General features: G+C 73.4%; 21 protein-coding genes. 7 read left to right on the forward strand and 14 right to left on the reverse strand.

The window, feature by feature from the left end; translation table 11 throughout:
* Positions 1 to 52: 52 nt before the first annotated feature.
* From ABD297_RS19960 to ABD297_RS19980, 5 genes are all read right to left on the reverse strand, one after another.
* Positions 53 to 982 (reverse strand): Ppx/GppA phosphatase family protein, encoded by a 930-nt coding sequence (locus ABD297_RS19960; RefSeq protein ID WP_344256858.1) that lies wholly within the window; start codon positions 980 to 982, stop codon positions 53 to 55.
* A gap of 127 nt (positions 983 to 1,109) precedes the next feature.
* Positions 1,110 to 1,844 carry an ABC transporter permease gene (locus ABD297_RS19965; protein ID WP_344256859.1) on the reverse strand — a complete coding sequence of 245 codons (735 nt, stop codon included), beginning with the start codon at positions 1,842 to 1,844 and terminating at the stop codon, positions 1,110 to 1,112.
* Positions 1,841 to 2,602: an ABC transporter ATP-binding protein gene (locus ABD297_RS19970; protein ID WP_344256860.1), complete on the reverse strand. Its 762-nt coding sequence runs from the start codon at positions 2,600 to 2,602 to the stop codon at positions 1,841 to 1,843. The genes ABD297_RS19965 and ABD297_RS19970 overlap by 4 nt, the downstream gene beginning before the upstream one ends.
* 10 nt (positions 2,603 to 2,612) lie before the next feature.
* The gene (locus ABD297_RS19975; RefSeq protein ID WP_344256861.1) at positions 2,613 to 3,227 is read right to left on the reverse strand and encodes a TetR/AcrR family transcriptional regulator; all 615 of its coding nucleotides are present in this window, start codon (positions 3,225 to 3,227) and stop codon (positions 2,613 to 2,615) included.
* Positions 3,228 to 3,366: 139 nt separating this feature from the next.
* Positions 3,367 to 4,668 carry an ankyrin repeat domain-containing protein gene (locus ABD297_RS19980; RefSeq protein WP_344256862.1) on the reverse strand — a complete coding sequence of 434 codons (1,302 nt, stop codon included), beginning with the start codon at positions 4,666 to 4,668 and terminating at the stop codon, positions 3,367 to 3,369.
* 289 nt (positions 4,669 to 4,957) lie between these two features.
* On the opposite strand from ABD297_RS19980, the gene ABD297_RS19985 reads away from it, so the two are divergent.
* From ABD297_RS19985 to ABD297_RS19995, 3 genes are all read left to right on the forward strand, one after another.
* A complete protein-coding gene (locus ABD297_RS19985) occupies positions 4,958 to 5,758 on the forward strand; it encodes a DUF3109 family protein (RefSeq protein WP_344256863.1) in 801 nt (266 codons plus the stop codon).
* A 7-nt stretch (positions 5,759 to 5,765) separates the two neighbouring features.
* Positions 5,766 to 6,455 carry a class I SAM-dependent methyltransferase gene (locus tag ABD297_RS19990; RefSeq protein WP_344256864.1) on the forward strand — a complete coding sequence of 230 codons (690 nt, stop codon included), beginning with the start codon at positions 5,766 to 5,768 and terminating at the stop codon, positions 6,453 to 6,455.
* Between the two features lie 210 nt (positions 6,456 to 6,665).
* The gene (locus tag ABD297_RS19995; RefSeq protein WP_344256865.1) at positions 6,666 to 7,778 is read left to right on the forward strand and encodes a flavin-containing monooxygenase; all 1,113 of its coding nucleotides are present in this window, start codon (positions 6,666 to 6,668) and stop codon (positions 7,776 to 7,778) included.
* A 4-nt stretch (positions 7,779 to 7,782) separates the two neighbouring features.
* Here the strand turns inward: ABD297_RS19995 and ABD297_RS20000 are convergent, their stop codons facing one another.
* From ABD297_RS20000 to ABD297_RS20025, 6 genes are all read right to left on the reverse strand, one after another.
* Positions 7,783 to 9,447: a LuxR C-terminal-related transcriptional regulator gene (locus ABD297_RS20000; RefSeq protein WP_344256866.1), complete on the reverse strand. Its 1,665-nt coding sequence runs from the start codon at positions 9,445 to 9,447 to the stop codon at positions 7,783 to 7,785.
* A gap of 146 nt (positions 9,448 to 9,593) precedes the next feature.
* Positions 9,594 to 10,478, reverse strand: a complete 885-nt coding sequence (nadC, locus tag ABD297_RS20005; RefSeq protein WP_344256867.1) for a carboxylating nicotinate-nucleotide diphosphorylase — start codon at positions 10,476 to 10,478, stop codon at positions 9,594 to 9,596.
* Positions 10,475 to 12,325 carry an L-aspartate oxidase gene (locus tag ABD297_RS20010; protein ID WP_344256868.1) on the reverse strand — a complete coding sequence of 617 codons (1,851 nt, stop codon included), beginning with the start codon at positions 12,323 to 12,325 and terminating at the stop codon, positions 10,475 to 10,477. The genes nadC and ABD297_RS20010 overlap by 4 nt, the downstream gene beginning before the upstream one ends.
* Before the next feature lie 12 nt (positions 12,326 to 12,337).
* Entirely contained in the window at positions 12,338 to 12,832 is a 495-nt protein-coding gene (panD, locus tag ABD297_RS20015; RefSeq protein WP_344256869.1) for an aspartate 1-decarboxylase, read from the reverse strand.
* Between the two features lie 64 nt (positions 12,833 to 12,896).
* Complete coding sequence (panC, locus tag ABD297_RS20020; protein ID WP_425581204.1) at positions 12,897 to 13,883, reverse strand: pantoate--beta-alanine ligase; 987 nt, start codon at positions 13,881 to 13,883, stop codon at positions 12,897 to 12,899.
* On the reverse strand, positions 13,880 to 14,788 hold the full coding sequence (locus ABD297_RS20025) for a Rossmann-like and DUF2520 domain-containing protein (protein WP_344256870.1): 909 nt from the start codon (positions 14,786 to 14,788) through the stop codon (positions 13,880 to 13,882). Before ABD297_RS20025 ends, panC begins: the two co-directional genes overlap by 4 nt.
* A gap of 23 nt (positions 14,789 to 14,811) precedes the next feature.
* Between ABD297_RS20025 and ABD297_RS20030 the strand changes: the two genes are divergently transcribed.
* The 4 genes from ABD297_RS20030 to ABD297_RS20045 all read left to right on the forward strand — a co-directional run bounded on the left by ABD297_RS20030 (position 14,812) and on the right by ABD297_RS20045 (position 17,901).
* Positions 14,812 to 15,831: an SAM-dependent methyltransferase gene (locus tag ABD297_RS20030; protein WP_344256871.1), complete on the forward strand. Its 1,020-nt coding sequence runs from the start codon at positions 14,812 to 14,814 to the stop codon at positions 15,829 to 15,831.
* A 5-nt stretch (positions 15,832 to 15,836) separates the two neighbouring features.
* Positions 15,837 to 16,370, forward strand: coding sequence for a copper resistance CopC family protein (locus tag ABD297_RS20035; protein WP_344256872.1), 534 nt, complete (start codon positions 15,837 to 15,839; stop codon positions 16,368 to 16,370).
* A gap of 191 nt (positions 16,371 to 16,561) precedes the next feature.
* Positions 16,562 to 17,665 carry an NADH-quinone oxidoreductase subunit D gene (locus ABD297_RS20040; RefSeq protein WP_344256902.1) on the forward strand — a complete coding sequence of 368 codons (1,104 nt, stop codon included), beginning with the start codon at positions 16,562 to 16,564 and terminating at the stop codon, positions 17,663 to 17,665.
* Positions 17,666 to 17,673: 8 nt separating this feature from the next.
* Positions 17,674 to 17,901: a hypothetical protein gene (locus ABD297_RS20045; protein WP_344256873.1), complete on the forward strand. Its 228-nt coding sequence runs from the start codon at positions 17,674 to 17,676 to the stop codon at positions 17,899 to 17,901.
* A 115-nt stretch (positions 17,902 to 18,016) separates the two neighbouring features.
* On the opposite strand, the gene ABD297_RS20050 is transcribed toward ABD297_RS20045, so the two are convergent.
* Genes ABD297_RS20050 through folP form a run of 3 tightly spaced genes read right to left on the reverse strand, consistent with a single transcriptional unit; the run spans position 18,017 to position 20,315 of the window.
* Positions 18,017 to 18,496, reverse strand: coding sequence for a DUF3180 domain-containing protein (locus tag ABD297_RS20050; RefSeq protein ID WP_344256874.1), 480 nt, complete (start codon positions 18,494 to 18,496; stop codon positions 18,017 to 18,019).
* Complete coding sequence (gene folK / locus ABD297_RS20055) at positions 18,493 to 19,380, reverse strand: 2-amino-4-hydroxy-6-hydroxymethyldihydropteridine diphosphokinase (protein WP_344256875.1); 888 nt, start codon at positions 19,378 to 19,380, stop codon at positions 18,493 to 18,495. Before folK ends, ABD297_RS20050 begins: the two co-directional genes overlap by 4 nt.
* On the reverse strand, positions 19,377 to 20,315 hold the full coding sequence (gene folP, locus ABD297_RS20060; protein WP_344256877.1) for a dihydropteroate synthase: 939 nt from the start codon (positions 20,313 to 20,315) through the stop codon (positions 19,377 to 19,379). Before folP ends, folK begins: the two co-directional genes overlap by 4 nt.
* Positions 20,316 to 20,362 lie beyond the last annotated feature (47 nt).

Below are 20,362 nucleotides of genomic sequence, written 5' to 3' on the forward strand. Positions count from 1 at the left end.
CACGGCCACTGGGCGCCCGCGGTCCGGGGCGTGCGGACGGGGCTCCTCGTCGTCATGACGTGAGGTGGTCGAGGCGCCGCAGGATCAGGCCCTCGCGCAGTGCCCACGGGCAGATGTCGAGCTGCTCGACCTGGAGGAGGTCGAGCGCGGCCTCGGCGACGAGGGCACCGGCATACAGCTGGCGCGCCCGCCCCTCGGAGACACCCGGCAGGTGCGAGCGCGCGGCCGAGTCGAGAGGTCCGACACGGGCGACGATGCCACGGAGGTCGCCACGCGTCAGGGTGCGCGGCACGAACGGGCCCTCGGCGCGCGGTGCGGCACCGGCGATCCGCGCCAGCGACCGCATCGTCTTGGAGGTGCCGACGGCGCGGTCCGGCGGTCCGGACGTCAGCAGCGGGCGCACCCTCTCGGCCAGCGAGGTGCGCACCAGCGACCGCAGCTCGCGGCCGGCGGCCTCGGTGGGCGGATCGTCGTGGAGGTGCTCACGGGTCAGCCGTCCGGCACCGAGCGGCAGGCTGAGCGCGACGTCGGGCTCCTCGTCGAGACCCGCGGCGAGCTCGAGGGAGCCGCCGCCGATGTCGACGACGAGCAGCCGGCCGCTCGACCACCCGAACCAGCGGCGCACCGCGAGGAAGGTCATGCGGGCCTCGTCCGAGCCGCTCAGCGCCTCGAGCTCGACGCCCGTCTCGGCGCGCACCCGCTGGATGACGGCGTCGCCGTTGGGCGACTCCCGCAGCGCGGAGGTGGCGAACGCGAAGAGGTCACCGACGCCGTGGTCCTCGGCCACCGCGAGGCACTCGTGGATGAAGGCGACGAGGCGGTCGGCCGTCGCGTCACTGACGCGTCCGTCGGCCTCGAGGCTCTCGGACAGGCGCAGCTCGGTCTTGTGCGAGAACGCCGGCAGGGGCTGCGCGCCGGGGTGGGCGTCGACGACGAGGAGGTGGACCGTGTTGGAGCCGATGTCGATGACGCCCAGGCGCATGCCCCAACCCTAGTCACGGCTCACTGACCGAACGCGGCGTTCGGTTGCGAACTCACTGTTAGAGCACTGAGTTCGCCACCGAACGCAGCGTTCGGTCGGGTGACGCGGGGACGAGTGGCGTATGCCGTCAGGCGGAGCGGCGGCTCAACGTGAGCGAGGCGAGGGCGAGGGCGCCGGCGATGAAGGCCGCGACGATGCCGAGGTCGCCCAGGACCGCGGTGACGGGGTCGGCGTTGGTCGCGATCTCCTTCATCGCGTCGACGGCGTAGGACAGCGGCAGCACGTTGCTCACCCACTCGAGCACGGTGGGCATCTGGTCCCTGGGGACGAGCAGCCCGCACAGCAGGAACTGCGGCAGCAGGAACGCCGGCATGAACTGCACCGCCTGGAACTCAGTGCGCGCGAAGCCACTCGCGAGCAGCCCCAGGGCGGTGCCGAGCACGGCGTCGAAGACGGCGACGACCACGAGCAGCCACAGCGGTCCGGCCACGTCGAGCCCACAGACCCATACGGCGAATCCCGTTGCGATCAGGGCCTGCACGGTGGAGAGCGCACCGAACGCGGCGGCATACCCCATCATGAAGTCGCCCTTGCCCATCGGCGTCGTCAGGAGGCGCTCGAGGGTGCCGGACTGGCGCTCGCGCAGGGTCGCGACCGAGGTCACGATGAACATGACGACCATCGGGAAGACGCCGAGCAGGGCAGGTCCGACGGCGTCGAAGACGCGGGTGCCGTCGTAGATCCACGCGAGCAGGCCGAGGAGCACGCACGGCACGACGATGATGAGGGCGATGGTGCGACGGTCGGTGCGCACCTGGCGCAGCACGCGCCCGGAGGTGGCGACGGTGAGCCCGGTGTTCACGATGCGCTCCTTCCGCCGGACCTCGCGGTCTCGGCGTCGATGAGGGCAAGGAAGGCGGCGTCGGCGTCGGGGGCTCCGGTGCGGGCCAGCAGCTCGTCGGGGGTGAGGTCGGCGAGGACGCGCCCCTCGCGCAGCAGCACGAGCCGGTCGCACCGCGCGGCCTCGTCCATGACGTGGCTCGAGACGACGAGCGAGTGGCCGCGGTCGGCGAGGTGCCGGAAGAGGTCCCACAGGTCGCGGCGCAGGACCGGGTCGAGGCCGACGGTCGGCTCGTCGAGGACGAGCAGGCTCGGCCGGCCGACGAGGGCGGCGGCGAGCGACACACGGGACTCCTGGCCGCCCGACAGGTCCTGGACGAGCTGCGTGGCGAACGCCTCCAGGTCGACCTCGGCGAGGGTGCGGTCGACGGCCTCGCGCAGCTCACTGCCCCGCAGCCCGATCGCGCGGCCGAAGTAGCTGACGTTGTCGCGCACGCTGAGGTCCGCGTAGACGCTGGGGCTCTGCGTGACGTAGCCGACGCGGTCGCGCAGCACGGGCGAGCCCGCCGGATGGCCGAGCACGGTGACCGTGCCGGACTCGATGACCTGCACGCCGACGATGCAGCGCATGAGCGTCGACTTGCCCGAGCCGGAGGGGCCGAGCAGCCCCACGACCTGGCCGCCGGGGATCTCGAGGTCGAGGCCGGGGATGACCCGGTGCCGACCGCGCACGACCTGCAGGCCGCTCACGATGACCGCCGGCCCACTGTTATTCATCATGTGATGAAATCTACTCCGGTCGGACCGGCCCGTCCACCAGATAGCCCTGAAGGACCGGGCCCAGCCGCTCGACGAGCTCACCACGACTCGCGTCGGTCAGCCCGGGCACCCGCACGACGTACCGCGCGATGACGACCCCGATCATCTGGGAGGCGGCAAGCGCGCCCCGCAGCTGCGCGTCCTCGGCGCCCGCCGCGGACGCGAGCCGCCCGAAGACCTCGCGCCCGAGGAACTCGCGCAGCATCCGCGCCGCCTCCTCGCTCGTCATGGCCGAGCGCACGAGGGCGACCAGGGCCTCGCGCCGCTCGGGGGGCTCCCACACGGTCAGGAACGTCTCGACGAGCCGCCAGCCGAGTCGCTCCGTCCCGCCCTCGAGGACGCGCTCGATGAGCTCGGCCGGGTTGACCGGCACGGCCATCGTCTCGGCGAAGAGTGCCGCCTTGCCGTCGAAGTAGTGGTGCACGAGCGCCGGGTCGACGCCGGCTTCACGGGCGACGCCACGCATGCTCGTCTTGTCGTATCCCCTGGCAGCAAAGGACTTTCGGGCCGCGTCGACGATCGCAGCCCGCGTGTCCACCCCACCGGGTCGACGCCCTCGCGTCCTCGCGACGTCGTGCGCAGTCATGGGGACACCGTATGCCGCCCGCCACCGGATGCGCGTCGGCCGAGTGTTCGGCGGGGCCGGCGTCGACACCTCGTCGAGACCTCGGCGTCGGTCCGGCGACGCCACCGCCACCACCCACGGGCCACGCCGGCATGACAGGTCACCCGTCTGTGGCGGTGACCTCCGCGAGCACCTGCTCGGCCGCCCGGGCATGAGCCCACCGCGCCCACTCGAGGGGCCGGGTCCGGTGCGTGTCGTCGCGCGCCTCCGGGTCGGCACCGGCTGCGAGCAGCGCCCGGACGAGCTCGACGTCGTCCATGAAGGCCGCCTGGTGCAGGGCCGTGCGGCCGTCCGGTCGCTCGTCGACCCCGGCCCCAGCCGCGACCGCCGCCGCGACGGCCTCCGGGGTCGCTGCGCGATGGATGTCCGACTGCTCGGGCCCGGACGGCGGTCCGGCAAGGAGCCCGTGGACCGCCAGCAGCTCGAGACGGTGGACGAAGCCGTGGTCGCGCGCCCACCCGACCTGACGGACCAGCATCTCCTCGAGGGACTCGGCGGCCTGGCCGGTGCGGCGCTCCCAGATCTCGGAGGACGGCCGGCCGAGCCCGTGCTCGAGCAGGAGCTCGAGGTGGCTGTCGTCCCGGTTGAACATCCGGTTGTAGAGCGCCTGCCGGTCGTTCGGGTCGGCGCCACGCTCGAGGAGCAGCTCGGCGAGCGCGCGCCACTGCGGGTGCCGGGGCTCGCGGCCTGGCCCCTGCTCGCCCTCGCCGAACACCCCGGTCAGCGCCGTGAACGGTGTGGGCAGGCCCTGCCAGAGGTAGCCGCTGTCCGGGTCGGCACCCGCGTCGAGCAGCACCCGTGCCGAACCGACTGCATCGACCTGCGGCACGCGCGAGTAGACGAGGTAGAGCAGCGGCGGCCAGCGGAATGGACCGGTCTCGCGCGTCGCCGCGCCCGCGTCCCCCGCCACGTGACGGCGCAGCGCCGCGACGTCCCCCGTGGCAGCGGCGACGGCCACGTCCTGGACGGCGAGCTCCGGGCGGCGTTCGAGGATCGCAGCGGCCCGTGCCCAGCGCGCCGGATCGTCACGGTCGGTGTAGGTCAGGCACGCGAGCGCGGCTGCGGCAGAGGCGAGCTCGTCGATCGACATGCCATCAGAACCGTCGCCACCGTCCGCATCGGCGGACACCGGGTCGAGGGCGCCCGGGTCGCGCCAGAGCGGCCTGGCCGAGCGCAGGTAGTCGAGCATCCTCGGCCAGCTCGGGAAGCCGTGCGCCCGGGCCACGACGAGCTGGGCACCCGCGAGGGCGAACGAGCCCGGGTCGTCCGGCACGCCGCGCGGATGGTGCCGGGCCACGAGGGCGACGGCGTCGACCTCACCGGCGCGCACCTCGCGCTGCAGCCGGCGCGCATCACGCCTCAGGTGCTCGAGGTCGGGGTGGGCGGGCAGGGACAGGGCCATGGCGGCCTCCTCTCGTCGTGCCCGGCGTGCGCTGGTCGGGCCGAAAGGAGGTCGGACCGCATGCTGTCGTGCACCAGGGAGGCTGAACCCCTTCCCGCGCACCGGAGGCGACCTGGACGCCACCGCCACGCTACGCCCGCGTGGGCGCCGGTGGAAGCACACGGCATACGCAGGCAGGCCTCCCGGGCCATGACGACGACAACGACGTGGACGACGACGTGGACGACGACGTGCCCACGAGGTGGGCGTCGTCAGCGCACCGGAAAGGTCGGCGGCATAGGGTGAGCCGGTGGCTGAAGCACCCCTGGACCTCCCCCGCGTGTGGGTCGAGTTCACCGACCCCGCCGACACCAACCAGCGCTACCGCTGCGACCTGACGTGGCTCACGAGCAGCTGGACGTGCATCTTCGGTAGCGGCTGCCAGGGCATCTACGCCGGCCGTCCCGACGACGGCTGCTGCACCCTCGGCGCGCACTTCACCGAGAAGGACGACTGGAAGCGCGTCGAGAAGGCCGTCGAGGAGCTCGGCGAGGACGAGTGGCAGTACCACCCCGTCGGCCGCGCCACGGGCACCAAGGACGACTGGACCGAGAAGGAGGACGGCGCGCGCAAGACGAAGGTCGTCGACGGCGCCTGCATCTTCCTCAACCGCCCCGGCTTCCCCGCCGGCGCCGGCTGCGCCCTCCACCAGCACGCCGTCCTGACGGGCGTCGAGCCGCACACCCTCAAGCCCGACGTGTGCTGGCAGCTGCCGATCCGCCGCACCTTCCGCACCGTCGAGCTGCCCGACGACACCAGCTACCTCGAGGTGACGATCACCGAGTACGACCGGCGCGGCTGGGGTCCCGGCGGCCACGACCTCGACTGGTACTGCTCGGGCAACTCCGAGGCGCACGTCGGGCGCGAGCCCGTCTACCGCTCCAACGCGCCCGAGCTGACCGAGCTCATGGGGCCGCTCGCCTACGCCGAGCTGGCGATCCGGGCCGAGGCGCACCTCGCGCAGGTCAAGGCCGTGCGCGCCCGAGGCGTGCGCAAGCTCCTGCCGCTGCTCGTGCACCCGGCCACCATCGAGGCACAGCGGGACAGGTGAGTCGACGATGAGCGAGATCATCCCCTCCCCGAACATCTGGGAGACGCCCGACGTCTACGAGGTCGAGAACCGCGGCGTCGACCGCGCCGAAGTCATCGAGGACGCGATGCGCGCCGTGCTCGACTGGTCGGGCCGTGACGTCGTGGACATCGGGTGCGGCACCGGCTACCACCTGCCGTCCTTCGCTGCCGACGCGCGGTCGGTCGTCGGGGTGGAGCCGCACCCTCCGCTGGCCGCCCTTGCAGCGCAACGCATCTCGGGTATGCCGTCCGTCTCGGTCCGCGAGGACGGCGCCGCCGCGATCGGGGTGCCCGACGGCTCGTTCGACGTGGCGCACGCCAGGTGGTCGTACTTCTTCGGGCCCGGTTGCGAGCCGGGTCTCGCCGAGCTGGACCGCGTCATGCGTCCCGGTGGTGCGGCGTTCGTCATCGACAACGACGCGACCCGGTCGACGTTCGGGCGGTGGTTCCGGCGAGCGCTGCCGTCCTACGACCCTCGTGCCGTCGAGCGCTTCTGGCAGCGGCAGGGCTGGGAGCGCGAGCAGCTCGACATCCGTTGGGACTTCGACTCGCGCGAGGACTTCGAGGCCGTCGTCGCCATCGAGTTCGCGCCCGAGCACGCCGACCTCATCCTCGCCGAGCACCCGGACGCCACGGGCGTCGACTACGCCGTCAACCTCTGGCACCGCCGCTTCTGACGCTCCGCGGGTGCGTGGCCCCTCCGTGGGTTGCTGCACCGACCGGCCGGTGCGCCGCGCGGATCGACCCGCAACCCGCGGAGCGGCCCGTCGTGGTCATTTCGACCCACCCCCGGTCCGGCGCAGATGGGCATCCCGGCCGACGCGGCGCCCCCTCCCGGCTTCCTACCGTTGCAGCACGACATAGGCAGCGGACCACGGGAGGACACCATGGAGACCATCGAGACCGTCATCATCGGCGCAGGCCAAGCGGGCCTCGCCACGGCGCGCGAGCTCGTCAGCCGCGGCCACGAGTGCGTGGTGCTCGAGCGCAACCAGGCCGTCGGTGACGGCTGGCGCCAGCAGTACGACTCGCTGAGGCTCTACTCGTCCGCCCGCCACGACTCGCTGCCCGGGCTGCCGTTCCCCGGCGACCCGAAGTCGTTCCCCGGCAAGGACGACGTCGCCGCCTACCTGCAGGCGTATGCCGCCCGCTTCCGGCTGCCGGTCCGGCTCGGCGTGCGCGTGGAACGGCTCGCGGCCGCGGAGGGCGACTGCTTCGTCGTCTCGACGGACCACGGTGACATCGCGTGCCGCAACGTCGTCCTCGCGACGGGCACCTTCGGGCGCGCGCCCCACGTGCCGGCGTTCGCGACCGACCTCGACCCCGAGATCCTCCAGCTGCACTCGAGCGAGTACCGCCGCCCGAGCCAGCTGCGGGACGGACCGGTGCTCGTCGTGGGCGCCTCGCACTCGGGGTGCGACATCGCGTTCGAGCTGGCCGAGGGCCGGCAGACCGTCCTGGCCGGTCGCGACTGTGGTCAGATCCCGGTTCGCTGGGACACCCCTGCGGTCCACGTCGCCTTCCCGTTCCTGCTCTTCGCGTGGCGGCACGTCCTCACCCGGCGCACGCCCGTGGGCCGCCGGATGATGGCAGAGATCCGCCACCACGGCGGTCCCATGCTCCGGGTCAAGCGCGCGGACCTGGCGGCACGAGGCGTCGAGCGCCACACCCAGCGCGTCAGCGGCGTCACCGACGGTCGGCCGACCCTCGACGACGGCACCGTGGTCGAGGTCGCCAACGTCGTCTGGGCCACCGGTTTCGAGCAGCGCTTCGACTGGATCTACCTGCCGGTGCTCGGCGACGACGGCTGGCCGCGCGAGTACCGCGGCGTCTCGACCGACGTGCCCGGGCTCTTCTTCTGCGGGCTGGCGTTCCAGTACGCGTTCGCGTCGATGGTGCTGCCTGGCGTCGGTCGCGACGCCGCACACGTCGCGAACCACGTGGTCGCACGGTCGGCGTCGCCCTCGGGGTCGCCGGACGTCCGCGTCGGGACGTCCTGAGGCCTCACTCCGCGGATCGTTCGCGTCGCCGCACCAGGTCGTGCTCGAAGGCGAAAGCCGCTGCGGCCGTGCGGCTTCCGACCCCGAGCTTGGCGAAGATGTTGCTGAGGTGCCGGGCGATCGTGCGGTCGCTCAGCACGAGCGATGCCGCGATCTGGGCGTTGCTGCGGCCCTGCGCGACGAGGCCGAGCACCTCGACCTCGCGCTCGGTGAGCCCCGCAGGGCGTCCGCCGGGCGTAACGAGCCGGTCGAGCGACTCGACGTCCGGGACGGCCCCGACCGAGACGAGCACGGCACGCGCCGAGGCGAGCGCCCGCAGGCCAGACTCCCTGTCTCCCAGCGCGAGCACGGCCTGCCCCGCCGCCGCCTGCGCGAGCGCGCCCTCGTAGGGCAGCTCGAGGCGGACGTACGCCTGGTGGGCCTTGCGGAGGTAGGGCATCGCCCCGGCCGGGTCGGAAGCCGCCAGCTGCACCCGACCCCACGCGGTCGCCGCCGCGGCCCCGAGCACCTCGGACCCGAACGACACGGCGAGAGCATCGAGCTCGCGCGCGCCCTCGCGCGCCCCGTCTACGTCGTGCGCCGCGAGGAGCACGTCGACGGCCGCCGGCAGGACGCGGCTGCGGCGCACTGCCGGCCCCGGCTCGGCGAGCAGCCGCCGCACGGCGGCCACCGCAGCCTCCCTGCGGCCCCGTGCCAGCCACAGGAGCGCCGAGCCCGGCTGCGGGTCGTAGCCGTGCTCGGCGCTGCGCTGGTAGGCCGCGTCGGCCGCGTCGAGGTCGCCGCGCATCCGCAGCAGGTCGCCGCGCTCGCACTCGGCCTGGCCGACCGCGTCCGACGCCCCGGTCTTGCGATACCGCTCGACAGCCGCGTCGAGCTCGTCGAGCGCAGTTTCCCACGCCCCGCGGGCACGCATGACCTGAGCGCGGTGGAGGGCGCACTGACCCGTGAAGGTGACGAGCTCGGGCTGGTCGACGCACCACCGGTGCAGCAGCTGGGTCCACTCGACGACCCGGCGCAGGTCCGAAACCTCCTGACAGCCCTCGATCGCGGTGCAGTAGACGTGGCCGAGCATGACCGGCTCCACGGCACGGTTCGACGCCTCCAGCATCGACTCGTCGAGGAAGGACAGCCCGTCTGGCACCCGGTCGCCGTAGATGGCCATGCGCCCCTGCGCACACAGGCCGGTGGCGAGCAGACCGGGATCGCCGTGACGTCGGCCGGCGTCGGTCGCCTCGACCGCGCACGCCGCCGCGTCGCCGAAGCGCCCGGCGCCGAGGTGCGTGAACATCCGCGCGAAGGCGACGTAGCCGGACTCCAGGCTGCCGTCGGGGAGGGCGCCGACGAGGCGTTCGCCGCGGGCCAGCCACGCCGCGGCCGCGGAGTGGTCGCCGCTCGTCCGGCCGATCATCGACAGGTGGAACGCGCAGCGGGCCGCACCTGCCGTGTCGCCCGCGGACGTCCGGGCCTCGAAGGCGCTGCGGTAGAGGTCCACACCCTCTCCGATGCGGCCGAGCAGGTGCGCGGTCGCGGCCGCCGACTCGAGGTCGTCAGGGGCCAGGTCGGGGGCCAGGGCGTCGGCAGCGACGGCACCCCACCGGTCCAGGGCCGCTGACCACTCACCGCGCTCGAAGTCGGCTCTCGCCCGCACCAGCTCGTCGACGACGCCCACGGCACCCTCCTCATCGCCGAGAGTACGCGCGGGGTGCGCGTCACGGCATACGCGAACAGGCCACTCGTGGCCCCTCGACGGTCGGCACGGGGCCGTTCGTGGCCTCTCGACGGTTCGCGAGGGGCCGGACGTGGCCTTTCGACGGGTCAGTCGACGAGGTCGAGGGCGATGTCGACGATGGGCGAGCTGTGGGTCAGTCCACCGACGGAGACGTAGTCGACGCCGGTGCCGGCATACTCCCGGACGACCTCGAGCGTGAGGCCGCCCGTGGCCTCGATCTCGACGGGTTCGCCTGCGGCGCGGAGCAACCCGACGGTCTCGGCCAGCACGGCGACGGACATGTTGTCGCACATGATGAAGCGTGCGCCCGCGTCGTAGGCCTCCTGCGCCTCGGCGGGCGTCGTCACCTCGACCTGCACGTCGACATCGGGGAAGCGCTCGCGCACCAGGGCGTACGCCGCAGCCACCGACCCGGCCGCGAGCTTGTGGTTGTCCTTGATCATGGCGACGTCGTAGAGGCCCATGCGCTTGTTGGTGCCGCCACCGCACCGCACGGCGTACTTCTCGAGCCAGCGCAGGCCCGGCGTCGTCTTGCGGGTGTCGAGCACCCAGGCCCCGGTGCCCTCGAGCGCGTCGGCCCAGCGCCGCGTGTGCGTGGCGACGCCCGAGAGGCGGCTCATGATGTTGAGGATGGTGCGCTCGGCGACGAGGATCACCTGCGTCGGCCCGGTCAGCCGGGCGATGACGTCGCCGCGCTCGAGACGGGCACCGTCGTCGCTGACGACCTCGACTGTCGGCACGACGCCACCGATGCGCTCCGCGACGGCCGCGAGGACGAGCTCGACGACCGGCACTCCGGCCACGACGCCGGGTGCGCGCGCGACGATCTCGGCTGTGCGCGTCTGGTCGGCGGGGATCGTCGCGAGCGTCGTGACGTCGACGCCGTCGGGACCGAGGTCCTCGCGCAGCGCCACCGTGACCAGCTCACGCGCCCACTCCTGCGGGAAGCCGCTCAGCCCGTCGCCACTCACCGTGTCTCCTCCGTCTGGTCGCCTGATGTCGTATGCCGTGCCGCCGCGCCCGCCGTCGACGCCGGGTGCGCCGCGGGGTCCGAGCTCGGGTCGGCGCGGTCCTCGTCGAGGACGTCGAGCGACACCGAGCCGTCGAGGTCGAGGCCGTCGAGGTTCGACAGCGGCACGGGCACGACCGTCGCCTCGAGCACGCCGGCGCCCGAGCGGCGGAGGTGCACGTGGTGCAGGAAGTGCGCGTCGTCCCTGGTCGGGAAGTCCTCGCGCACGTGACCGCCACGGGTCTCGTCACGCAGCGCGGCGGCATACGTCAGCGCGCGTCCGAGGTGCAGCAGGTTCGTGGTCTCCCAGCTCTTGGGACCGCCCTGCTTGTCGGCATCGTCCTCGACGGCCCGGGCCGCGAGCGCGGCCAGAGTCTGCTCGGTCGCGGCGAGCGACGCCGCCGAGCGCACCGTGCCCGACCCGGCGGTCATGGCGCGCTGGACGTCGAGCCGGCGCTTGCCGCGTACGAGCTCGGGCCGCCCCTCGGGCGCGACGGGTGTCGCCTCGGGCAGCTCCCCCGCGGCGAGGCGGGCGGTGAGGTCGTCGGCGATGCGGCGGGCGAAGACGAGCCCTTCGAGGAGTGAGTTGGAGGCGAGGCGGTTGGCGCCGTGGACACCGGTGCACGAGGTCTCGCCGCACGCGTAGAGGCCCTCGAGCGAGGAACGCCCACGCAGGTCGGTGCGCACCCCTCCGCTCGCGTAGTGCTGCGCCGGTGCCACGGGCAGCAGCTGCGTGGCGGGGTCGAAGCCGAGCTCGCGACACCGCCGCACGATCGAGGGGAAGCGCTGCTCGAGGAACTCGGCGCTGAGGTGGCGGCAGTCGAGGTAGACGTGGTCGGTGCCGGTCTCACGCATCCGGGCGATGATGGCGCGGGCCACGACGTCACGGGGCGCGAGGTCGGCGAGCGGGTGCTGGCCCTGCATGAAGCGCTCCCCCGCCTCGTCGACGAGGAAGGCGCCCTCGCCGCGGACCGCCTCGGAGATGAGCGGCTGCTGGCCGCGCGACCCCTCGCCGAGCCATAGCACCGTCGGGTGGAACTGCACGAACTCGAGGTCGGCGAGCACTGCACCGGCCCGCAGGGCAGCCGCCATGCCGTCGCCGGTGGCGACCGAGGGGTTGGTCGTGGAGGCGTAGATCTGGCCGAGGCCGCCGGTCGCGAGCACGACGGCACGGGCGTGGGCCGCGCCGACGCCGTCGACCTGGCCCTCGCCGATGACGTGCAGCGTCACGCCGCAGACGCGCTCGTCGGCGTCCGTGAGCAGGTCGACCACGAGCGCGTGCTCGATGACCTCGATGCCGGGGTCGTCGCGCACCCGGTCGAGCGCGGCGATGAGCGCGCGGCTGATCTCGCGCCCGGTCGCGTCGCCACCGGCGTGCAGGATGCGGTCGCGGTGGTGACCGCCCTCACGGGTCAGCGACAGGCCGCCCGTGTCGCCGCGGTCGAACTCGGCCCCGAGGGCGATGAGGTCCCAGACCGCGTCGGTGCCCTCACGCACGAGCGCCTCGACGGCATCGACGTCGCAGAGGCCGACGCCGGCCACGAGGGTGTCGTGGATGTGCTCCGCGGGGCTGTCCTCCGGCGACATGACGGCGGCGATGCCGCCCTGGGCCCAGGCGGTCGAGCCCTCGTCGAGCACCGTCTTGGTCACGAGCAGCACACGGTCGACCCGGCGGCGCAGCCGCAGCGCCGTCGTGAGCCCGGCGATGCCGGAGCCGACGACGATGACGTCGGCCGTCGCCGTCCAGCCCGGCACGGGAGCGCGCAGCCGCCTCGGGACGGTCACGTCGGGGAGCCCGCTCTGCGGCATACGCCTGGCCTCTCAGTCCTGGGTCTGGTGCTGGGTCTCGCGCTGGGTCTCGTGCTGGTGGTCGTGCTGGTCGTCGTGCTGGTAGTCGTGGTGGCGCTCCGTGACCGCGGAGGTCATCAGGCCGAAGCCGTCGGGGACGTCACCTGCATCGTGCCCCACCTCGACCGCGCGGTTGTGGTCGTCGACGAAGACGACCCGCGGCTCGAAGGTGCGCGCCTCGGCATCGTCCATCGCGGCGTAGGCGATGATGATGACCGTGTCACCGGGCGAGATGAGCCGGGCGGCGGCGCCGTTGATGCAGACGATGCCCGTGCCCCGCTCGCCCTCGATGGCGTAGGTCGTGAGGCGGTTGCCGTTGTCGACGTCGACGACGTCGACCTGCTGGCCGGGCCACAGGTCGGCTGCGTCGAGCAGGTCGCGGTCGATCGTCAGCGACCCGACGTAGTGCAGGTCAGCCTGCGTGACCGTCGCCCGGTGGATCTTGGAGTGGAGCATGAAACGCTGCACGATGCATTTCCTCGGTGCATAGGAGAGCGCGAACGGCTCTGTGGGAGAGAGGATCCCGCGACTCTCAGGGCTGGGTGAAGGTCTCCAGCGCGCCGCCGCCGGGGCCGACGAGGACGGGCAGGTTGTCGATCAGACGGGTCGTACCCACTCGCCCGGCGACGGCGAGCAACGCCTCCCCGCGGTACCACTCCGGCACGTCCTCGAGCGTGTCCGGGTGGACGAGCACGAGGTAGTCCACGAGCGCGAGCGGCTCACGCACGAGCACGGCCCGGGCCGCCCGTCGCACCGCCGACGGTCCCTCCGGAGCGGCTGCGGCGCCGGCACGCAGGGCAGCCGACAGGCACAGGGCGGTCTCGCGGTCGGAGTCCGTCAGGTAAGTGTTGCGGCTCGACATGGCCAGCCCGTCGGGCTCGCGAACGGTCGGCACCGACACGACCCGCACCGGGAAGTCGAGGTCACGGCACATGCGCCGGATGAGCAGCAGCTGCTGGGCGTCCTTCTGCCCGAAGTAGGCCGCGCTGCACCGGGTCAGGTGCATGAGCTTGCCGACGACGGTGAGCATGCCGTCGAAGTGGCCGGGGCGGGCCTGGCCCTCGAGCACGTCGCCCAGCGGGCCCGCCGAGACGCGCACGCCCGGGTCCCCCTCGGGGTAGACGACGTCGGGCGTCGGTGCGAAGACGAGGTCGACTCCCGCCGCGGTGCAGATCTCGAGGTCGGCGTCGAACGTGCGCGGGTAGCGCGAGAGGTCCTCCTTGGGCCCGAACTGGAGCGGGTTGAGGAAGATCGTCACGACGACGTGCTGGTGGGCCTTGCGGGCCTGGTGGATGAGCGTGGCGTGGCCGTCGTGGAGCGCGCCCATCGTCATGACGACGGCGACGTCACCGTCGTCGAGCGCCGACCGCGCCTCGCGCAGCTCCTCGCGGGTGCGCGCCACGACCGGCGCCTCCCGGGGAGTGGTCGCCCCGGTCGCCCCGCTCGCCTCGGCGGCGGCAGGCGTGGCACCTGTGTCGGTCGTAACAGTCGTGGCAGTCGTGTCTGTCGGGTGGGTCACGGTTGGTCCTCCTCGTGCGCGAGCAGCTCGAGCAGCGGGTCGGCGTCGGAGGCGCGGAGGCGTCCGCTGAGCAGGGCACGCTGCGCCGTCGCGCGGGCCAGGGCGAGATAGGTCGGCCGGATGTCCGGGGCGACCGTGCGCAGCAGCGCGACGTGCCCGGCCACGGTACCGGCATCGCCGCGGGCCACCGGACCGGTGAGGGCTGCGTCACCCCGCTGCAGGGTGTTGGCCAGGGCGGCCGAGAGCAGCGGCTCGAGCACGCGCGCCGGGTCCTCGACCCCGGCCTGTCCGAGCAGCTGCATCGCCTGCGCGACGAGGGTGACCAGGTGGTTCGACCCGTGGGCGAGCGCCGCGTGGTAGGTGACGCGGTCCTCCTCGGCGATCCACACCGGGTCGCCGCCCATCTCGATGACGAGGGCCTCCGCGAGCGGACGGGCGAGGTCGACGGTCGTCACGCCGAAGCAGCAGTCGTGCAGCCGCTCGAGGTCGAGCGCGGTGCCGGTGAAGGTCATGGCCGGGTGGACCGCGAGCGGCACGATGTCGCTGGCGGCCGCGGTCTCGAACACGGCGATGCCGTGGGCGCCGGAGGTGTGCAGGACGAGCTGGCCCGGGGTGAAGGTGCCGGTCGCGCTGAGCCCCGCCACGAGGTCGGCGAGCGCGTCGTCGGGCACGGCGAGCACCACGAGGTGCGCGCCGGCGACGACCTCGGGGATCGGTTTGACCGGGACTCCCGGCAGCAGCGTGGCGGCCCGTTCCAGGCTGGCCTCGCTGACGGCCGAGACGCCGGTGACGACGTGACCGGCGCGGGCGAGGGCGGCTCCGAGGACGGCTCCGACCCGCCCGGCGCCCACGACGCCGACGTCGAAGCGCGCGGGACGCTCGTGCGGGGTGCTCACCCACGGCACGCTATCGCCTACAGTCGGCGGTCGTGGATCCCGTTCCCTGGCGCGAGGCGTGGCACGAGGCGCTGTATGCCGCGGGCCGTGGTTTCTACGTCGCCCGCGGTGGACCGGCCGCCCACTTCACGACGGCTGCGCACGGCCCCACGGGGGCTGCGCTCGCTCGGGCGCTGCTGGCACTGCCGGACCACCCGGTCCGCGTCGTCGTCGACGTCGGCGCCGGCCGGGGCGAGCTCGCGACCCACATTGCCCAGGCCCTCGCGGCCGATGACGCCGCATCCGGGACGAGGCGTTCCCTCGAGCCGGGACCGGACGGCCCCCCTCGGACGCGGGTGGTGGCCGTCGACGTCGTCGAGCGCCCCGAGGGTCTGGACCCCCGTGTCGAGTGGGTCCGCTCCCCCGGCGGACCCGACCTGCCGCCGCAGCTGACCGGGCTCCGTGACGTCCTCGTCATCGCCCACGAGTGGCTCGACGTCGTCCCCTGCACCGTGGCCGAGGTCGACGCCACCGGCGCCGCGCGCGAGGTCCTCGTCGAACCCGGGACCGGCGCCGAGTCGCTCGGTGCCCCGCTCCACGCCCAGGACCTCCAGTGGGCCGAGAGCCACTGGCCCGCGGCCACCCCCGGCGACCGCATCGAGATCGGCCGCAGCCGGGACGAGGCCTGGGCCGACCTCGTCTCGCGCGTGGACTCGGGCACGCTCGTCGCGGTGGACTACGGCCACACGGCTGCCGCACGTCCCTCGAGGGGGACGCTCACGGCATACGCACACGGCCGGCTCACGACCCCCGTGCCCGACGGCTCGTGCGACCTCACGGCGCACGTCGCGATGGACACCCTCGACGCGGACGAGGTGCGCACCCAGCGCGAGGCCCTTCAGGCCCTCGGACTGTCGGGCACCACACCGCCGCACGCGCTGGCGAGCACCGACCCGCTCGCCTACCTGGCGGGCCTTGAGCGGGCGAGCACCGAGGCGCGACTGCTCGACCGCGACGGCTTCGGGGGCTTCCGGTGGGCGGTGAAGCGGGTCCGCAGCCACGACGTAACCTGAACGGCATGCGTCGTCTCGCCTCAGCGCTGCTCGCCTTCGGACTCCTCGTCGCCCTGCCGACGACCGCCTTCGCCCACGACGTGCTCGAGAGGACCGACCCCGCCGATGGCACCAGCGTCACGAAGCTGCCGGAGTCGGTGGTGCTCACCTTCTCCGAGGCGCCGCTGACCATCGGCGCCCAGGTCGTCGTCACCGGCCCGAAGGGCGCCGCCTCGTCCGGGGCCCCGACGATCACGGGGCGCGACGTCACCCAGGCCATCGCCCCCGACTCACCCGGCGGCGACTACACCGTGTCGTACCGCATCACGTCCGACGACGGCCACCCCGTCACGGGCACCTTCTCGTTCCACGCGGCGATCGGGCTCGACGGGTCGACGGCTGCGGCGGGCGCGACCGTGCACGTCAAGCCGGTCTCGAGCGCCGACGACGGCCAGAGCTCGCTCCTCGTGCCGATCCTGCTCACCATCGTCGGCACCGTGGTGCTGCTCGGCATCGGCGGCTTCCTCGTGCTGCGCGGCCGCCAGGCCGACCGCGCCTGAGCCGACCCCACCCGACGAGGCACGCCAGGTGACGTCCCGAACGGGCGGCACGGCATACTCGGGCGCATGAGCCACGTAGGGTCGACTCCGTGAGCAGCACGACGGGCACCCCGCACCCCAGCGGCGCCGACCTCGGTCACGGTCGCGAGCTCACCGTGGGCATCGGAGCGGGCGGGCTCGCGACGGCCGACATGGTGCTCAACATCGGCCCGCAGCACCCGGCCACGCACGGCGTCCTGCGGCTGCGCATCGTCGTCGACGGCGAGCGGATCGTCAGCGCCGAGCCGATCGTGGGCTACATGCACCGCGGCGCCGAGAAGCTCTTCGAGGTGCGTGACTACCGCCAGATCATCGTGCTCGCCAACCGCCACGACTGGCTCAGCGCCTTCTCCAACGAGCTCGGCGTCGTGCTCGGCGTCGAGCAGATGCTCGGCATGGAGGTGCCCGAGCGGGCCGTCTGGGCGCGCACCGCGCTGGCCGAGCTCAACCGCGTGCTCAACCACCTGATGTTCCTCGGCAGCTACCCCCTCGAGCTCGGCGCGATCACGCCGGTCTTCCACGCGTTCCGCGAGCGCGAGGAGCTCCAGGCGGTCATGGAGGAGGTCTCGGGCGGGCGCATGCACTACATGTTCAACCGTGTCGGCGGCCTCAAGGAGGACCTCCCGGCCGGGTGGATGGGGCGCGTCGACAAGGCGATCGCCAACGTGCGCAAGCGACTTCCCGACCTCGAGCGGCTCATCGTCGGCAACGAGATCCTCGAGGCGCGCACCCGCGGTGTCGGGGTGCTGCCGCTCTCGACGGTCGAGTCCTACGGCGTCTCCGGGCCGATCGCGCGGGCCAGCGGCCTCGACGTCGACCTGCGCCGCGACGCGCCCTACCTCGCCTACGGCGAGCTCTTCGGCGACAAGGGTCCCGGCCGGGTCGTGACGCGCACGGCGGGCGACTGCCTCGCGCGCCTCGAGGTGCTGCTCGAGCAGGTGCACGTCTCGCTCGACCTCGCGCAGGCCTGCCTCGACCGGCTCGTGCAGCTGCCCCAGGGCCCGATCAACGTCAAGCTGCCCAAGGTGCTCAAGGTCCCCGAGGGCGAGATCTACTGCGCCACCGAGAACCCCCTCGGATTCAACGGCTACTACCTCGTCTCGCGCGGGGAGAAGACGCCGTGGCGGCTCAAGCTGCGGTCGGCGTCGTTCAACAACGTCTCGGTACTGTCCGAGATGCTGCCGGGCCAGCTCATCGCCGACATGGTCGCGATCCTGGGCTCGATGTTCTTCGTCGTCGGGGACGTCGACAAGTGAGGGGTCGTATGCCGTCCGCCCGCCCCACGCGCGCCAGCGTCCTGCGCGCCGTGGCCGTCACGGTCATCACGGCCACGATCGCCCTCGCCGCGGCGTGCTCCGACGAGGACACCGTAGACACGATCCCGCCGCCGTGGCCGGTGCGCACGACGACCCCGGACGGTCCGCCGCAGCCGCCGACGGTCACGACGAAGCCGGCCCCCACCTCGACGGTGACGGTCGCCGGCACCACCTGAGCACTGCGGAGCCCCCCGCGGACGGGGTCCGAGCCGGGGCCTCGCGTTCGGTCGGGCGGAAGGTCACCGGTGCGAGGGCACTTCGCCGGACAGAGCCCCGGTCGACGTCCCGCGTTCAGACGTGATCGGTGTCGTCGTCCTCGTCGTCGCGCGGGCGCAGCCGGCACCAGGCCTGCACCACCATGCCGGCGACGGCGAGCAGCAGCGCCACGACGGCGTGCAGCACGAAGAGCCAGATGCGGTTGCGCTGCGAGTCGACGTCGCCGTCGGGCAGCAGCACGAGGGCGTTCGCGGCATACCACCCGACGAGCACGGCCCCGGTCAGGGCGCCCGCCTGGCCCAGCACGAGCGTGCGGGCGGCGCGCAGCGGCGTGACCGCGGGGTCGGGCCGGCCGTCGCGGACCCGGCGCACCTGCCAGCCGGCCAGGACGAGCCCGGCGCCGAGGACCACCATCGCCACCGCCCCGATCCAGCCGGGCTCGGGCACGGGGCTGCCGCCCGAGGACAGCCACCGAAGGACGAGCCACGCGACCACGGTCATGGCCAGTCCCGCGAGGACGAGCGTCGTGACGCGGATGCCGGAGTGTGGTCTCACTGCTGCTCCCATGGGGGACCGGGCCGCACGCCCGATCGGTCGAGGTCGGCCAGCAGGTCGACCACCGGGCGTATGCCGTGGGCACCCTCACCGACGCGCAGCGTGGCTCTCGGGTCGGCGTCGAGCCACGGCACGAGCACGAACGCCCGCTCGTGGGCCCGGGGGTGGGGCAGCGTGAGGCGTGCGTCGTCGCTCGTGACCTCGCGGTGTCCGCCCGGGCGGCCGTACTGGACGAGGTCGAGGTCGAGCGTCCTTGCACCCCAACGGACTTCGCGCGTGCGGCCGTGGTCGGCCTCGATGCGGTGCAGCTCGGCGAGCAGGTCGGTGGGGTGCAGCAGGGAGCGGCCGACGACGACGGCGTTGAGGTACTCCGGCTGGTCGGGGCCGCCGACCGGGTCGGTGGCCACGATGTCGGAGACGCCGGTGAGCGTGAGCCCCGGCAGGGCGGTGAGGGCCACGACGGCGTCCGTCAGCGTCTGGCCGCGGTCGCCGAGGTTGGTGCCGAGCGCGATGACGACGTGGGCCGCGTTGCTGCGCGAGACCTGCACCTGGACGTCGGTGAAGGGGTGACCGACCGGCGCCTCGGGCTTGTGCACGACGACCTCGACCGCGTCGACGAGGTCGTAGCGCAGGACGTCGTCGGCGATGACCTCCGCGAGGCGCTCGATGAGGTCGAACGAGGGCCCGGTGATGCGGGCGACGACGTCGCTCGCCACGGCGGCGTAGTTGACGGTGGCTGCGAGGGCGTCGCTGCGACCGGCCGGCTCGAGGTCGAGCGTCATCGTGACGTCGACGAGGAACGTCTGCCCGTCGCGCTTCTCGACGTCCAGCACGCCGTGGGTGCCGTGGGCCGAGACGCCCTGGAGCACGATGCGGTCGGTCATCGGTTCGGGCCCTCCGGGTCTGCAGCGTCGTCGAGCTCGTCGAGCTCATCGAGGTCGTCGGGCGCGTGCTCGAGCGCGGCCTGGACCACGGTCAGGGCACGCACGGTCGAGGCGACGTCGTGCACGCGCACGCACCACAGGCCCGCCATGGCGGCCATGACGGAGGTCGCGGTCGTCTCGACGTCCCGCTCGGCTGCGGGGCGCGGCTCGGCACCCTCCGGACGCCCGAGCCTGCCCAGGAAGGTCTTGCGCGACGCACCGAGCAGGACGGGGTGGCCGAGCTCGTGCAGGGCGGGCAGCGCAGCCATGAGGGCCCAGTTGTGGTCGGCGTTCTTGGCGAAGCCCAGGCCCGGGTCGAGCACGAGGAGGTCCTCCTCGATGCCGCCCTCGAGCAGGGCGTCGCGGCGTTGCCCCAGCTCGCGCAGCACGTCCTCGACGACGTCGTCGTAGGCGGCGCGCGACTGCATCTCGGTGCTGTGGCCGCGCCAGTGCATGGCGATGAAGGGCAGCCGGTTGGCCGCCACCCAGGGCACCATCTCGGCGTCGGCGAGACCGCCCGAGACGTCGTTGACGATGGTGGCCCCGGCGTCGACGGCGGCCCGGGCCACCGAGGCCCGCATGGTGTCGACGGACACGACGACGCCGTCGGACGCGAGGGCGGTCACGACGGGCAGGACGCGCCGCAGCTCCTCCTCGACGGAGGGCCGCTCGGCGCCGGGCCTCGTGGACTCGCCGCCCACGTCGACGATGTCGGCGCCGGCCGCCACGACCTCACGGCCGTGGGCGATCGCGGCCTCCTGCTCGAACCACTGGCCGCCGTCGGAGAAGGAGTCGGGCGTGACGTTGACGACGCCCATGACGAGCGTGCGGTCGCTCACCGACAGCAGCGTGGTCGCGTCGGGCGTGGTCCGGCCTCCGGATGCTGGCGCAGTCATGGGCGCCATTGTGTCGCGGCCCGGCCCGCGCGTGGAGCCGGGCCGGC

Source organism: Terrabacter carboxydivorans (assembly GCF_039532035.1).
Classification (GTDB): Bacteria; Actinomycetota; Actinomycetes; order Actinomycetales; family Dermatophilaceae; genus Terrabacter; species Terrabacter carboxydivorans.